The following is a 15524-nucleotide window of genomic DNA, read 5'->3' on the forward strand; positions in this document are numbered from 1 at the left end:
ATCTATTAAACCTCTTTTGCTAGGAAGGGAATCTCGAGTTAGCAAAAGAGGTTATCAGTGATCGGAAGAGGAAATTGACCCTTAGTTTTTAAAACCCATAATACCCTCGAAGCAAATAAGAAATCCATTTACAATGTGGATGACTTCGAATATTTTCCACTAACCCTTTAACAATAGCTATACTGTATACCGGTTCTTGCAGATGCTGTTTTAACAGCATTAACGATTCTTTTTCAATCGATTCATCCATTTCCCCTATTATTTGTTCAAGATTATCAAGAATTTGTTCCCCCGTGATTTCCTCATTAAGAGGCTCCAGCAAATGAAGAAGTTCCCTAGAAACAAATGGAATGGTCATATGTTGAGCCAATAAGTTTGTCTTTTCCGCTAATGATACCGAAAGTAATTGCAAATCAAGTGGAACATTGTAAAATACAAATAATTGTGAGTAAGTATTCATAAATCCCTTAATGGAAAACATTAAATCATATTGTATTTCTTCCACTTCATCCCCATATAACCGTTCAATCATCCTTAGGATACTTTTCTCAATTAATTTATCATAGTACTTCATTTTCAAAATGAGTTCTTTATTAAGGGTTTGTGACTGCTCTTTCATAATAACCTTTGCAAAATCCGAATGCTTCTGAAAATTATAGTAGATTGCATAATAAAAATCATATAAAAGCTTTTCAACATTCGAATTTATGACTAAGTAGTCAATATCAGAAATAATTTGCATCATAAATTGATCAATTAATGCGATAATTAATTCGTCCTTTGACTTGAATGAAAGGTAAAATGCCCCCTTGGATATGCCGCAATAATCAGTTATTTGTTGAACAGAAGTGGCTTCAAATCCTTGCTTGGCAAAGAGTTCTAAAGCCTTTTCCATAATTAGTTGTCTTTTAACCATTAAATCGCACTCCTATTACCTTTCGTTTGACAATTGACCGATTGGTCATTATTATAAGGAATTGAGTTTATTAAGTCAATTATGGGTAGGTGTAAAAGTGAAAGGGTTAGTTAATTTTGTTCTTCAAAATAAATTGGCAGTCTGGCTGCTCACGATCATCATTACGGTTTCCGGTATATATTCCGGCACACGAATGAACATGGAGACTATTCCGAATATATCGATTCCTTACCTAATGGTAACGGATGTTTACCCGGGAGCGACTCCCAAGAATGTAATGGAAGATATATCAATGCCAATCGAAAAGGCGGTAGAAGGTCTTGATCACGTAAAGTCCGTTTATTCCAATTCCTATTCTAACATGGCTAGTATTCAGGTGGAATACGAATATGGTATTGATATGGACGAAGCAAAACGGGAACTAAAATCTGCATTAGAGAATGTGAAATTGCCAGATGGGGCAAAAGAGCCGACAACATCAGCGATAAGTATGAACATGATGCCGGTTGTTGCCCTAAGTGTCAGTAGTTCCAAAGAGGATATTGTTGGATTGACCTCAACTGTAGAGGAAAGTTTACTTCCCAAAATCAAGAAAATCGAGGGAGTTGCGGATGCAACAATCACAGGTCAGCACATCGATGAAGTAGATTTAACGTATAATAAAGCAAAAATGACTCAATTCGGTTTAACAGAAGATAAAGTCAAACAAATGATCCAGGCAAGTAATATGGCAGTTTCATTAGGACTTTATGAGTTTAAAGCAGGTGAACAAGCGGTTGCAATCGACGGCAAGTTCATGTCAGTTAAAGAATTAAAGAATATGTTAATTCCAGTTACACCTTCTGCGACCAATCGTTCGCCATTTGTGAAACTGAGTGACATTGCTTCAATTCATGTAGTGGGTAAAGTGCAGTCCATTTCACGTACAAATGGCAAAGAGGCAATTGCGATCCAAATTGTCAAAGGTCAACAAGCTAACACTGTTGATGTTGTGAACAAGGTGAAAAAGGTAATAAAAGATGAAAAAGCAAAAGTAGAAGGACTTGCGATTGATGTGACCCTTGACCAAGGAAAACCTATCCAAGAGTCCATTACAACAATGATTGAAAAAGCAGTATTTGGTGGGTTGATTGCTGTATTAATCATCCTCCTCTTCTTGCGTGATTTTAAATCAACGATTATTTCAATCGTCTCGATTCCTGTTTCCATCTTTATGGCGCTATTGATTCTTCATTGGATGGATATTACGTTGAATATTATGACACTTGGAGCGATTACCGTTGCAATCGGCCGTGTAATTGATGATTCCATCGTTGTAGTTGAAAATATTTATCGACGATTACATTTAAAAGAAGAGCCATTAAATGGACGGGCTCTGATTCGTGAGGCAACAATTGAAATGTTCAAACCAATCCTGTCATCAACCTTAGTAACGGTTGCAGTATTCGCACCGCTGATTTTCGTTGGTGGCATGGTCGGGGAGCTATTTGCACCGTTTGCATTAACGATGGCGTTTTCGCTTGGGGCTTCCTTACTTGTGGCCATTACCATCGTTCCTGCTTTCTCTCACTTCTTATTTAAGAAAAAATTATATGGTGAAAAGACAGAAAAACAACATAAAGAAGTTGGTAAATTAGCAAAATGGTACAAAGGTTTTCTTAACAAGTCGCTTAACCATAAAGTGATTGCTTCTATCCTAGCGATCCTTTTATTAGCAGGGAGTTTGGCCTTAACCCCGTTAATCGGCTTTAGTTTTATGGGTAGCCAAGAGGATAAAGTGATGTACTTAACGTATACTCCAAAAGCGGGCGAACTTCGTAAAGATACCTTAGCAAACGTCAAAGCTGTTGAACAAAAAATGGAAAAACGTGATGATATTGATATCGTTCAAGTATCAGTTACAGAAGCTGGAGACACGTCAACCGCAATGTTTGGCGGAGCAGGCGGCGGAGGTTTAATGTACCTCATCTTTGATCCGGATACGAAGAATTTCCCGAAAGTGAAAGAGAAAATTGAAAAGTATGTAGCGGGTATGAATCAATCAGGAAAATGGAAGAGTCAGAACTTCTCTTCGATGTCTGGTTCTAATGATGAGGTCAGCTATACCCTCTATAGTGAAGATTTAAATAAACTTTATAAGTCTGTTGATAAGGTAGAAAATGTTTTGAAAAAGAATAACGGCTTGAAAGATGTTACTTCAAGTGCGGAGGACCCTTTTGTTGAATATACATTCCGTGTGGCGCAAGATGAATTGATAAAATACGGTTTAACCACCGGTCAGCTCGTTGGAATGCTAAGTCCGCAAAAAACAGAGAATGTATTAACTACGGTAGAAAAAGACGGTAACGCATTAGATGTAATTGTTCAGCAAGAACAAAAGAAGCAGCCTAAATCGATTAAGGATCTGTTAGATAAACAAATCCCAACAGCAATCGGTAAAAACGTTCCTCTTTCCGAGCTTGTCAAAGTCAAAAAAGGAACAACCTTAAATACGCTTTCACGCAGTAAAGGTGAATACTACGCAACTGTTTCTGGAAAAGTGAAAGGCAAGGATATTTCTAAGGTAACCTCTGAAGTCGGTAAAAAAGTGGATAAACTTGATTTACCAAAAGGGGTTACGGTTAGTGTGGCTGGTGTCCAGGCAGATATGTCTGATACATTTACGAAACTTGGTGCAGCCATGGCTGCTGCAATTGCCATCGTATATTTCATCCTTGTGGTAACCTTCCGTGAAGGTGTCGCACCATTTGCCATCCTGTTCTCGTTACCATTTGCCGTCATCGGTTCATTTGTGGGTTTATTCATCGCAGGTGAAACCATTTCTGTATCCGTTATGATGGGGCTGCTGATGTTAATCGGGATTGTGGTCACGAATGCGATCGTTTTGGTAGACCGGATTATCCATATGGAACGTGATGGATTGAGTATGCGTACTGCTGTTTTAGAAGCAGGAGCAACGCGTTTACGTCCAATCCTGATGACCGCTATTGCTACAGTTGGTGCGTTAATCCCATTAGCGCTTGGAGAAGGCGGCGGAGGTTTGATTTCAAAAGGACTTGCGATTACAGTAATTGGAGGTTTAACAAGTTCGACCTTATTAACCTTAGTGGTTGTACCAATTGTATATGAAGTCCTATCAAAATTATTTAAGAAAAACCGTAGAGAAATACAAGAAAATTAATGAAATCTGACCTATAAAGTGAAATCTTTAAATGTAATTTATGGAGCTGCTAAAATAATTGGGCGGCTCCTTTTTCATATTAGTCAATAAATAAAAAACTTATGGCTTTTTCGTTAGATCCTATTTGATATACTAGAAATATAATACGCTTTCAAACCATGGAGATCTGTATATGAAATTACCCAACAGGAAATTGAAATTATTTACTCAGATGGTATTGCACATATCGATTGTTATCTGCACTACTACGGTAGTAGCAGCTATTTTTTTTACGAAAATAATTAATGATCTTTCAACACAATATCTTGGTCACGAGGCAATGTCTGTAGCAAAATTAGCAGCACAAGATGATAGGATTATTCGGGCTTTTAAAAGCGAAAACCCGTCAAAGGAAATTCAACCGATTACGGAGAGGATGAGAAAGCAAACAGGCGCGAGTTATATCGTGATCGGAAACAAACAGGGAATCCGTTATTCCCACCCGAATCCAAAATATATCGGTAAATCAATGGCTACAAGCAATCAGCCTGTTTTTAAGCAGCACATTTCCATTGTATATTTTGGTGAAGGAATCTCGGGTCCTGCGATCAAAGCTAAAACCCCTATTCTGGATGAAAAGGGAAAGATAATTGGTGTTTCCTCTGTCGGTTTCTTAATGGTAGATGTAAAAAAAAGAATTCTTACCTATAGAGAAGAAATTATTGTACTCGCTCTATTGCTACTCGTAATGGGAGTAGCAGCTTCTTTTTTTATTGCAAGGAGAATAAAACAGAAAATGTTTGGTCTCGAACCTGAGGAAATTTCTTATGTTTTTAAAGAAAAGGAAGCAATACTAGAATCGATTCGGGATGGAATCATAGCGGTAGATAGTGATTTTCATGTACTTTCTGTGAATAAAAGAGCACGGGAATTGCTTTCGGGGAATTTTCCGCTGCATGATTCGATTATCCAAACCTCTCGTTTAAGAGAAATGATTCAAGAAGTTATTGAAACCAAAACAGGAAGATCCAATCAAAAGATCCTGTTGGGTGATCAAGTGTTTGTTATCGATTTTTCAATCGTATCACAAATGAGCGAAATTGCAGGCGTTGTCCTAACAATCCGTACAGAAATTGAAATTGAGCAATTGTTTGATGAAGTTTCAAAAATTAAATCTTACTCCGAAAACATTAGAGCCCTCAATCACGAATTTCTTAACAAATTAAATACGATATATGGATTATTAAGTATTGAAGAATACGATAAGGCCAGGGATCTCATATCGAGTGAAGTGGAGGATCGCCAAGATACAATCGTATTTTTAATGACAGCTGTTAAGGACCCCTTCCTCGTAGCCTGTTTGCTAGGTAAAATAAATCGATCAAAAGAGTTAAAGGTAGACTTAAATATTGATCAAGAAAGTCTTCTTTCTGAGCTACCTGAATCAATGGATACGAAGCTGCTTGTATCCATTCTCGGTAATATTATTGATAATGCGATGGAAGCCGCAAAGGAAAAACACGAAGTGGGGGCAACAGTAATAGTCTCTTTCACCGATATTGGCAGGGATCTTGTTTTTGATATTCAAGATAATGGATCCGGTATTCCAAACGAAAAGCAAAATACTATTTTTACAGAAGGATATACAAGCAAAGAAGGGAAAAATCGCGGCATTGGTCTAAGCATCGTTAAGAATTCCCTTGAGCAATTAAATGGTCAAGTATTTATCACGAACAGCCTTTTGGGAGGTTCTAAATTTACACTTGTGATTCCGAAAAGATAAAGGAGAATGTTCATGGCAGGAAACTCTATTCAGGTCTTGATTATTGAAGATGATCCAATTGCGGCAAATATTTATAAAAAATTCACTGAAAAAATTGAGGGATTTGAGGTTTCTGCTATTGCAAATTCAGGGGAGGATGCGCTTGGCTATCTTCATACATTTAGACCCCAATTAATTTTGTTAGACATCTATCTGCCGGATATGAATGGCATCGACTTACTTCGAGTAATTAGAATGAAAATTAGGGGAATAGATATAATTCCCATCACCGCTGCAAATGACGCAGAAACCGTTACAGAGGCGATTCGCGGGGGTGTTTTTAGTTATTTAATTAAACCAATTGATATTAAGAAGTTCACGAATGAATTGACTAGATATAAGCTAACGATGGAGCAGCTTCAGATTAAAAAAACGATGGTTCAGAAGGAAATCGATGCCTTTTTCTCCTTAGCAGACCCTGCTACTCCTAAACTAAGGGAAGAAAAACAACTTCCCAAAGGCATCGATCGATTTACATTGATGAGAGTCCGTGACAAGCTTCATTTTGAAAAAGGGAGTGTAAGTGCAGAGGAGTTAGCTGTCCTTCTTGGAATCACAGATTCCACTGCACGAAAATATTTAGAATATCTTTCATCTATTGATGAAATGGAAGTAGATATCCAGTATGGTTCGGTGGGCCGGCCAGAACGTAAATACAAATGGAAAAAGAAATGATGACCTGAGGATTGGTGAAAGCCAATCTTTTTTTGTTTTCTTTTATATTTACAATAAATGTAAATTTTTGGTTTATTATTTTAATTCAACTAATTTAGATAATATTTTAATTTTTCTGCCTAAACTATAAAGTTATCTTAATAGCTTCTTCAAACGACGGTTTGAAAGCGTTATCTAGCTTTATTTTAGGGAGATTTGAGAGCGCTCTCTTGCTCAAAGGTTCAAATTTACTATTTTACGATATTAAAAGGGGTGCAGTTTATGACAGGTCATGATATTTCATTGCTCATTGTTGCAGTATGTGGTATTTTGCTGTTAGTTTTCCTTATTGTTTCAAAATTACGGTTCCACCCTATGTTAGCATTATTGGTGGTTTCAATTGGTGTAGGGTTTGCATCAGGTCTTGATGCTGAAACCATTGTCACTTCCATTGAAGACGGTGCTGGTCATACACTGGGAGGGGTCGGACTGCAGGTCGCAATTGGTGCCATGATTGGAAAACTATTGGGTGATTCCGGTGCAACTGATCAAATCGCGTCGGTTATTTTAAAACGATCCACCAAGCGAACCTTACCATGGTTAATAGGTGCGGCAGCGTTTATTATTGGAATCCCCATGTTCTTCGAGGTAGGATTGATCATGATTTTACCACTTGTCTTCTCGGTCGCAGCCCAAGTGGAAAAGCAAGGGAATTTAAAAGGTTCAGCATTCATTTATATAGGCGTACCTGCGATAGCAGCTCTCGCAACCATGCATGGTATGGTACCGCCGCATCCAGGTCCTCTTGTCGCGATTGAAGGGTTTAAATCAAATCTAGGGGTTACGATGATTTATGGTCTTATTTGTGCAATTCCTTCAGCGATTTTGGCGGGACCTGTATATGGTAAATTTATTGCTCCACGGATGACCGTTCGTCCCGATCAACTTTTACTTGAACAATATACCGCAGCTTCCGTAGGATCAGAGAAAACTTCAGTATCAAATGACGCCTCAAAATTTTTGGCTGCAACAGTAGAACACCGTCCGGTCTCAACTGTAACCGCATTTGTAGTTATTTTGCTGCCAATGGTTATCATGTTAAGTCGTACATTAGCTGAAACGGTGTTTAAGAATTCGGTCATGTTTAATAAAATCACTGAATTTATAGGAGAGCCCGTTATTGCTTTGCTTATTGGTTTAATCGTAGGGATCATTTTATTGGGATATGGACGCGGAGTAGATACAAAAAGACTTCGCGATTCATTTGGTGCGAGTCTTAAGCCTATTGCAAGCATCTTGTTAATTATCGCAGGGGGCGGTGCCTTTGCAAAGGTACTTGTTAATTCCCATGTAGGTGATGCAATTATCCATCTATCTTCGGGGATGAAACTCTCTGCCATTGCAATTGGCTGGCTGATCGCTGCGTTATTATCTGTCACAACTGGGTCTGCTACCGTGGGAATTGTTGGAGCTACAGGACTGTTGGGACCGCTAGTTGGGTCAGATCCTAGTATTAATAAGGAATTATTAGTAGTAGCCATTGGAGCGGGTTCCTTATTCTTTAACTACGCTAATCATGCAGGCTTCTGGTTAGTAAAAGAATCTTTTGGAATGTCAATGGGAGAAACCTTTAAAACGATTACCGTTATTCAATCAATCATAGGACTGGTAGGATTAGTTATGGCACTGCTATTAAATTTACTACCCCATTTCTAAATAAAATTTTACTCCTATCTGAGATTAATTATTTGTATGAAGAATTTTTCACTTTAGCAGCCAACTAAATTCTTCAAATATAAAGAAGCCTAGGTTTTGGAGGTTTAAAATCTAGGCTTTTTAAATGTAAGAGCTTGTTAACACCAGCCACCATCATCACAATCCGTATATTTGGCATCTGGGCCATCTGTTATGGTAACGTGCTGGTAAATTTTTTGCTGGTCCGCTTCAAAATGATGATCCAAATCGTATTGAAGATTTCCAGAAAGCATGATTTTTCCAATACAAGTATTTTCTAAATATAACTCCATTTCACCGTTTTTAATTTTCCCGGTTACACTATCTGTCACATCTATTTTTTGTTGTTTCAAAGCCATCTTCTTTCAACTCCTACAGTATGATACAGCTAGTTTCCCCATTTTCTTCTAAAGTTTTATGGAATATAAAGGTAGAAATAAAAGCGAAATATTCAGGCATTTAATATTGACTTACGACCAGTTTTGAGTAACGATAGTAATACATAATATTAGCTTGGAGGATCACCTATGAACTTTGTAAGTACACGTGGAAATGTAAGTAAAATTGGTTTTATTGATACAGTTTTAATGGGGCTCGCAAATGACGGAGGACTTTTAGTCCCGGAAAAAATCCCGCAAATTCCTGCTGAAAAACTGCAGGAAATGTCTAAGCTTACGTATCAGGAATTAGCTTATGAAATCTTCTCTTATTATGTAGAGGGGGAAATTCCGGATAACGAGCTAAAGGAATTAATCGAGAAAAGCTATGCAACTTTTCGCCATCCAGAGGTAACACCTGTCCAAAAAGTGAAGGATCACATGTATGTGTCGGAATTGTTCCACGGTCCAACCTTTGCTTTCAAAGATATTGCGCTGCAATTCTTAGGAAATCTATATTCCTATGTTTCCAAGAAAACAGGTGAAACCATTCATATTCTTGGTGCCACCTCAGGGGATACTGGTGCATCAGCCATTGAGGGCGTAAGAGGAAAAGAAGGTATTCGCATTTGTATTTTGCATCCACATGGAAAAGTAAGTAAGGTACAAGAACTGCAAATGACGACCGTTCATGACGAAAGTGTTTTGAATCTTGCGATAAAAGGTACGTTCGATGATGGCCAAAGAATCATTAAGGAATTGTTTGCCGATGTTGAATTTAAAAATAAATATCATCTCCGTGCCATTAATTCGATTAACTTTGTCCGAATTTTAGCACAAACCGTTTATTATTTTTATGCATATTTCCAAGTGGCAAAAGAGACAAACGCAAAAAGTGTTAACTTCAGTGTCCCAACAGGGAACTTTGGAGATATATTTGCCGGGTATCTTGCAAAGAAAATGGGTCTTCCTGTTGGAAAGCTTATTGTTGCAACGAATGAGAATAATATTTTAGAAGGGTTTATCCATGAGGGAGTGTACAAGCCAGGTGAGTTCCAAAGCACTTTTAGCCCTTCTATGGATATCCAAGTTGCCAGTAATTTCGAACGTTATCTGTACTACTTAGTTGGTGAAAATCCAGGAAAAGTAACGGAGTTAATGAATCAATTCAAGGCAGAAGGAAAAATTGCCGTAACTGAGGAGCTGCTTCTTCAAGTTAAAAAGGATTTTGCCGCACATGGAGTAGTGGGAGAAGAATGCTTAGAAACGATTAAGAAGTACAATGATGAAACGAACTATTTATTAGATCCACATACAGCTTGCGGGGTTGCTGCATTCGAAGTATGCAATGAACCAAATGAGGTTTGTGTCACTCTTGCAACAGCTCATCCAGCTAAATTTAATGAGTCAATCGAACGTTGTGGTATTAAGCAGACTTTCCCGGAACAAATCAGTCAATTGTTTAATAAACCACAATATCTAGAGGTTATTGAGGCGGACAATCAAATAATTGTTCGGGAGTTAGAGAAGCTATTTAGTTTTGCTGCTAATTAGTTATAAATATCCTGGTGTACAATAAGTCACTGAGAGGCGGCGACTCTGCCTAATAATCAAATATATTTTAATCTAGCCCCTTCCATAAAGGGGCTTTTCAATTTTCCTCGTTTCTTGGTCTATCCCGGTACAAATCTAAAATGATGTATGATTTGACAAAAAATTCTTAAAATTATATTGTCCTATTGAAATAATAGTGTTAAAATCTGAATATTATAAATTTCTAGCAATAGAAAAATAGAAGACTACTTTATCAATTTTTCTAAAAGAAAGTACATATGTAGTCAAAGAAATTGGGGAGGAAGAAGATGAAGAAAAGTTTTGCTATCATCGTTTGTGGATTGCTATTATTGCTTTCCGCGTGCGGAGCAGGAAGCAAAGAAACCGCTGGGGAGAAAAAAGAGAAGGTTGTGAAAATAGGCATTACACAGCTTGTCGAACATCCATCTCTTGATGCTGCACGAGAAGGTTTTATCAAAGCACTAAAGGATGCAGGCTATGAAGAAGGAAAGAACTTGAAGCTAGATTACCAAAATGCCCAGGGAGACATGAATACCAATATGTCGATCGCTCAAAAATTGGTGGATGACAAGGATGATCTTATTTTGGCGATTGCCACTCCTAGCGCACAGGCTGTGGTCAAGTCTACGAAAAATATTCCAGTCTTGTTTACCGCCATTACCGATCCAGTTGGGGCTCAACTGGTTCAAAGTCTTGATAAGCCGGGTGGTAACGTAACAGGAACCTCTGATACACATCCAGAAGCGATCAAAAATACGATTGATGCCATTAAAAAGTTTGTTCCAGATGCCAAGAAGGTGGGTATCATCTATAACAATGGTGAACCTAACTCAGTTGTTAATGTGAAAAACGCTAATGAAGCTATTAAGGCAGCAGGGCTTGAATCTGTTGAAGTGACGATTTCTACTAGTTCCGAAGTAAAGCAGGCAGCTGAATCCTTGGTGGGGCGTGCAGATGTACTTTATATTCCTAAGGACAACACTGTCGTATCTGCTCTTGAATCCGTTATCAAGGTAGCGAATGCGAAAAAGATCCCAACCTTTGTAGGTGAAGGGGATTCCGTCAAAAGAGGAACCTTTGCATCGTATGGTTTTGACTACCATGACCTTGGTTACACTACGGGGAAAATGGCTGTGGAAATTCTAAAGGGTAAGAAACCAAGCGAAATTCCTGTTGGTTTCCCAGAAAACCTTCAGCTGATGATTAATAAAAAAGCGGCTGAGCAGGAAGGAATCAAATTAACAGATGATCAGTTAAAGGATGCTAAAATAGTAGGGGAATAAAGGATTTAATTTCTTAAACCTTTTATAAATTACGAAAAATACCACCTTGGTTTACAAGGTGGTATTTTTTGTTGCTGGGTTAACAATTTGAAGTATTTTATTGATCTAGGTATATAATTCAAGTGAAAATTCTAAAAGAACTGGTTTACAGTTTACTAAATGCAAATAATTTCTAAGCAGGAGTTAGTGAATCAGGCAACAACTACTCTATCTTTACAACGATTTCTAACTTCTTATTAAATGCAATTGCGGGCACACTAGATGTAACTAATAAGTAGGTGGCGGTGGGCAAAGGTTTTAATGATTTCTTCCGCACCAGTCACTGAATAAACAAGTCGCAAGTCATGCATAGATAGGGTATCGATTTTGGGAGGTTTTAAAATGAGAAAACAACTAATCGAAATGTTAGAAGTTCGTAAAGACGAAATGATTCAGATTCGTCGTTATTTGCATGAAAACCCAGAGTTATCTTTTAAAGAAGAAAAAACGGCTCAATATATTGCTGATTATTACAATGGTAAGGATGTTGAGGTACAAAGAAATGTAGGAAATGGATATGGGATCATCGTGACAATTGAAGGTGGAAAGCCTGGAAAAACGATTGCGCTTCGTGCCGATTTTGATGCCCTTCCAATTATGGAAGAAACAGAGCTTCCCTTTAAATCAAAGAATGAAGGGGTTATGCATGCTTGTGGTCATGATGGGCATACGGCCTATTTAATGATTCTTGCGGAGTGCCTGATTCAATTAAAGGATCAAATACCTGGTACAATTAAAATCATCCATCAGCATGCAGAGGAAGTACCTCCTGGTGGAGCAAAGAGTATCGTAGACTCTGGGGAGCTTGATGATGTAGACAATATTTTTGGGATTCATTTACTTCCCATAGCTCCAGCGGGTCATGTCGGCTATCACAGCGGTTTTTCGTTTGCCGGGAGATCTTATTTTAAACTTGGGATTCAAGGAGTCGGCGGGCACGGCTCTTCCCCGCATAGGGCAAACGATGCGATTGTTGCAGGGTCTTATTTTGTAACAGCCGTACAAACAATTATAAGCCGACGGTTAAATCCCTTTGACGCTGGCGTTATAACCATTGGTTCTTTTGATGGAAAGGGTACATTCAATGTCATTAAAGACCGTGTGGAACTTGAGGGGGATATCCGTTACATGAAGGTGGAAACAAAGGGAATTATTGAAAAAGAGGTTCGCCGTATTGTTAGCGGTATTGAAGTGGAATTTGGTGTCCAGTGTGAGTTAACCTACACTTCCGATTATCCGCCACTTTATAATGATACTGAGGTAACAGCAGCGGTAAAAGAAAACCTGGAAAATGCGAATGACCCGGATATAAAGGAAGTAGAAGAATATCCAATGATGTCACCATCTGATGACTTTGCTTATTATTTGGAAAAAATCCCAGGTTGTTATTTTTATATTGGCTGTACCCCAAAAGGTATGGAAAAACCTTTTTTCAACCATCATCCAAAATTTGATATTGATGAGGATTCACTCATTGTAGCTGCAAAATCAGTAGGGTATGTTGTTTGTGGATACTATGGGTTAGAGTAACATGACATACTTAATGTCGTGATTGCCTATTTTTAAAAAGTTTTTAAGAAATTATTTGAGAAAAATCCTATAATAATATAAAATCCAATTATATACAATATAATTGGAGACTCTAAAAATGGAATATTTATCGCTAAAAGACCATGTGTATAACTATATCGTTGAGCAAATTAACAGTGGAAAATTGCTTCCCGGTAAAAAGGTAAATGAAAATCATATTTGCGAAATGCTGAAAGTCAGCAGGACACCGGTAAGAGAGGCCCTCATACAGCTTTCATCAGAGGGGTTGCTTGACAATGTTCCAAGAAAAGGGTTCGTCATAAAAAGCCTTACAAAACAAGAGGCGGAAGAAACATATTTCATCATCGGTGCATTGGATGGTCTGGCTGCTTCACTGGCGGTTCCGCTTTTAACGGAGAAGGACATAAAAGAGATGGAATTTTATATCCAAAGTATTGATCTTGCCATTAATACAGAGAATTACCGGATGTATGATAAGATGCAGCAAGCTTTTCATGGTGTCTATTTAAAAATCTGCCCGAACAAGAGCCTAGTTGATCTTTTGCTGCAATTAGAAAAGAAGTTTTTAATAAATTTAGGTGAAATTGGTCCAAAGGATCAACTGAAGGAAAGATTATCGCAAATAAATAATGAGCATAGAACGATGATGGAACTTTTTAAAAGCAAGGATTCTGTTGAATTAGCCAGTTTCATGAAAGACGTACATTGGAATATTCATAAGGTGGAGAACCTGCAGCTCTAGAATATAAACTAATGTTAAGGAAAACGATTTTGTCCAACAGCGACAAAGTCGTTTTTTTATTGACAGTCAAATATAAAGTATATAATATAATATATACAGGTAATTAAATATTTCGATAAAAGAGACTGAATATTTGTGATTATTTTTTAGCCTTTTTTAGTAATCCTTAGTTTGTACTTGAATAATGTAAAATCTAAGTTAAGGTACGACCATGGATTGCTAGACTTTTGCAAAAGTGAAAGCGTTTTAAGATAAATTGCAAAAGATCATCATAAATCTAAGGGGAGAATGGAATATGGAAAAGAAAAATCTAGACTTGGCAATTCAACTTCGTCATGAACTTCATGCTCATCCGGAATTATCAAACCATGAAGTATGGACAAAGCAGCATTTAATTGATTTTCTCAAAGAAAACACGAAGCTTGAAATTGTAGATAGAGGCCGTTGGTTTTATGCCATCTATCATTCTAACGTGGGTAAAAGAAATGTAGCATTCCGTGCGGATTTTGATGCACTTCCAATCGAGGAAACAATTGAACTTCCATATGGTTCTAAGTTTCCAGGGGTTTCACATAAATGTGGTCATGACGGACACTCTGCAACTTTGGCGGGTTTTGCCCTTGAAATTGATCAGTTAGGTTCCGACAACAATATCTTTTTCCTATTTCAGCATGCAGAAGAAACAGGAGACGGTGCTGCCGAGTGTGCTGTTTTCATAAAGGAAAATAACATTGATGAGATTTTTGCTTGGCATAATATGAGCGGCTTTAAACATAATACCGTTTTCGTTATTGATGGGACCGCACACTGTGCATCTAAAGGTATGACGATCCAAATGGAGGGTGTTCCATCTCATGCCAGCGAACCGGAAAAGGGAATCAATCCGTCCTTCGCTATTGCGAAGATAATTGATGCGATCCCTGGATTTGTTGACCCCGAAATCAATAAAGGAATTGTTCTCTGTACTGTTGTTCAGGTAGATATTGGTGCAAAAGCCTTTGGTGTTAATGCCAGCAAGGGTTCGCTTCGAATGACGATTCGTGCACTCTATGAAGAAGAATTGGATAGACTACAAAAGAATTTGGAAGATATTGCGAAGGCCGAAGCAGGGAAGTATGGTCTGAAGGTTCGCTTCGAATATCAGGATGAATTCCCAGAAACGGCAAACTACAAAGAAAGCTCTGACAAAATTCGTCAGGTCTGCAAAGAAAAAGGGATTCCAATGAAAGAGCTAACTGAAGCGTTCCGTGGTTCTGAAGATTTTGGCCATTATACAAAATTAACAAAAGGTTCTTACTGTTATATTGGAAACGGAGAAAACTATCCGAATCTGCATAGCTATGAATATAACTTTCGAGACGATCTCATTGAAACAGGAGTGGAATTGTTCAAAGGACTTGCTGAACAGTAAAGGAAAGTTAAATTGGATAGTTTGTAATAATTAGGAAGTTAGCATGAAGAATCTTCATGCTAACTTTTTTAATGTCATAAAAAAGAGAAGAATCCTTATCCTTAAATTCAGGTCTAAAAGTTTTAAATTTGAATATAAATCATATCAACGAAACTAGTAGACGATTTAAAAAAACTTGGACAACCTTTTACAATAAATAGAATATAGATTCGGAGATTACACTCCTTTTAGATAGATTAAAAGAATAACAAAGTAAAAGG

General features: G+C 37.7%; 11 protein-coding genes. 9 read left to right on the plus strand and 2 right to left on the minus strand.

The genetic code is table 11. The features are described 5' to 3' along the window. Positions 1 to 88: 88 nt before the first annotated feature. Positions 89 to 916: a TetR/AcrR family transcriptional regulator gene (locus RCG21_RS12265; protein WP_133332320.1), complete on the minus strand. Its 828-nt coding sequence runs from the start codon at positions 914 to 916 to the stop codon at positions 89 to 91. A 97-nt stretch (positions 917 to 1013) separates the two neighbouring features. Between RCG21_RS12265 and RCG21_RS12270 the strand changes: the two genes are divergently transcribed. From RCG21_RS12270 to RCG21_RS12285, 4 genes are all read left to right on the plus strand, one after another. Next, the gene (locus RCG21_RS12270) at positions 1014 to 4097 is read left to right on the plus strand and encodes an efflux RND transporter permease subunit (RefSeq protein WP_308913200.1); all 3084 of its coding nucleotides are present in this window, start codon (positions 1014 to 1016) and stop codon (positions 4095 to 4097) included. A gap of 172 nt (positions 4098 to 4269) precedes the next feature. Beyond that, positions 4270 to 5859, plus strand: coding sequence for an ATP-binding protein (locus RCG21_RS12275; protein ID WP_308913201.1), 1590 nt, complete (start codon positions 4270 to 4272; stop codon positions 5857 to 5859). A 12-nt stretch (positions 5860 to 5871) separates the two neighbouring features. After that, positions 5872 to 6573: a response regulator gene (locus RCG21_RS12280; protein ID WP_308913202.1), complete on the plus strand. Its 702-nt coding sequence runs from the start codon at positions 5872 to 5874 to the stop codon at positions 6571 to 6573. Positions 6574 to 6834: 261 nt separating this feature from the next. Further along, the gene (locus RCG21_RS12285) at positions 6835 to 8268 is read left to right on the plus strand and encodes a GntT/GntP/DsdX family permease (protein WP_308913203.1); all 1434 of its coding nucleotides are present in this window, start codon (positions 6835 to 6837) and stop codon (positions 8266 to 8268) included. A gap of 137 nt (positions 8269 to 8405) precedes the next feature. On the opposite strand, the gene RCG21_RS12290 is transcribed toward RCG21_RS12285, so the two are convergent. Then, positions 8406 to 8645: a YusG family protein gene (locus RCG21_RS12290; RefSeq protein ID WP_133332315.1), complete on the minus strand. Its 240-nt coding sequence runs from the start codon at positions 8643 to 8645 to the stop codon at positions 8406 to 8408. 168 nt (positions 8646 to 8813) lie between these two features. Here RCG21_RS12290 and thrC point away from each other — a divergent pair, with 168 nt between their 5' ends. The 5 genes from thrC (at position 8814) to RCG21_RS12315 (ending at position 15264) form a co-directional block, all read left to right on the plus strand. Continuing rightward, positions 8814 to 10217: a threonine synthase gene (gene thrC, locus RCG21_RS12295; RefSeq protein ID WP_308913204.1), complete on the plus strand. Its 1404-nt coding sequence runs from the start codon at positions 8814 to 8816 to the stop codon at positions 10215 to 10217. A 308-nt stretch (positions 10218 to 10525) separates the two neighbouring features. Further along, on the plus strand, positions 10526 to 11521 hold the full coding sequence (locus RCG21_RS12300) for an ABC transporter substrate-binding protein (RefSeq protein WP_308913205.1): 996 nt from the start codon (positions 10526 to 10528) through the stop codon (positions 11519 to 11521). 381 nt (positions 11522 to 11902) lie between these two features. Beyond that, positions 11903 to 13090, plus strand: coding sequence for an amidohydrolase (locus RCG21_RS12305; RefSeq protein WP_308913206.1), 1188 nt, complete (start codon positions 11903 to 11905; stop codon positions 13088 to 13090). Between the two features lie 118 nt (positions 13091 to 13208). Next, positions 13209 to 13853, plus strand: a complete 645-nt coding sequence (locus RCG21_RS12310; RefSeq protein WP_133332311.1) for a GntR family transcriptional regulator — start codon at positions 13209 to 13211, stop codon at positions 13851 to 13853. Positions 13854 to 14148: 295 nt separating this feature from the next. Then, the gene (locus tag RCG21_RS12315; protein WP_308913207.1) at positions 14149 to 15264 is read left to right on the plus strand and encodes a M20 metallopeptidase family protein; all 1116 of its coding nucleotides are present in this window, start codon (positions 14149 to 14151) and stop codon (positions 15262 to 15264) included. Positions 15265 to 15524: the final 260 nt, after the last annotated feature.

This window comes from Bacillus salipaludis, from assembly GCF_030938565.1.
GTDB classification, from domain to species: Bacteria; Bacillota; Bacilli; order Bacillales; family Cytobacillaceae; genus Neobacillus; species Neobacillus salipaludis_A.

Coding starts and splice junctions, on each gene's coding strand:
- RCG21_RS12280 (WP_308913202.1), top strand. CDS start 5,872: ATGGCAGGAAACTCTATTCAGGTCTTGATTATTGAAGATGATCCAATT.
- RCG21_RS12290 (WP_133332315.1), bottom strand. CDS start 8,645: ATGGCTTTGAAACAACAAAAAATAGATGTGACAGATAGTGTAACCGGG.
- RCG21_RS12300 (WP_308913205.1), top strand. CDS start 10,526: ATGAAGAAAAGTTTTGCTATCATCGTTTGTGGATTGCTATTATTGCTT.
- RCG21_RS12310 (WP_133332311.1), top strand. CDS start 13,209: ATGGAATATTTATCGCTAAAAGACCATGTGTATAACTATATCGTTGAG.
- RCG21_RS12315 (WP_308913207.1), top strand. CDS start 14,149: ATGGAAAAGAAAAATCTAGACTTGGCAATTCAACTTCGTCATGAACTT.
- RCG21_RS12275 (WP_308913201.1), top strand. CDS start 4,270: ATGAAATTACCCAACAGGAAATTGAAATTATTTACTCAGATGGTATTG.
- thrC (WP_308913204.1), top strand. CDS start 8,814: ATGAACTTTGTAAGTACACGTGGAAATGTAAGTAAAATTGGTTTTATT.
- RCG21_RS12305 (WP_308913206.1), top strand. CDS start 11,903: ATGAGAAAACAACTAATCGAAATGTTAGAAGTTCGTAAAGACGAAATG.
- RCG21_RS12285 (WP_308913203.1), top strand. CDS start 6,835: ATGACAGGTCATGATATTTCATTGCTCATTGTTGCAGTATGTGGTATT.
- RCG21_RS12265 (WP_133332320.1), bottom strand. CDS start 916: ATGGTTAAAAGACAACTAATTATGGAAAAGGCTTTAGAACTCTTTGCC.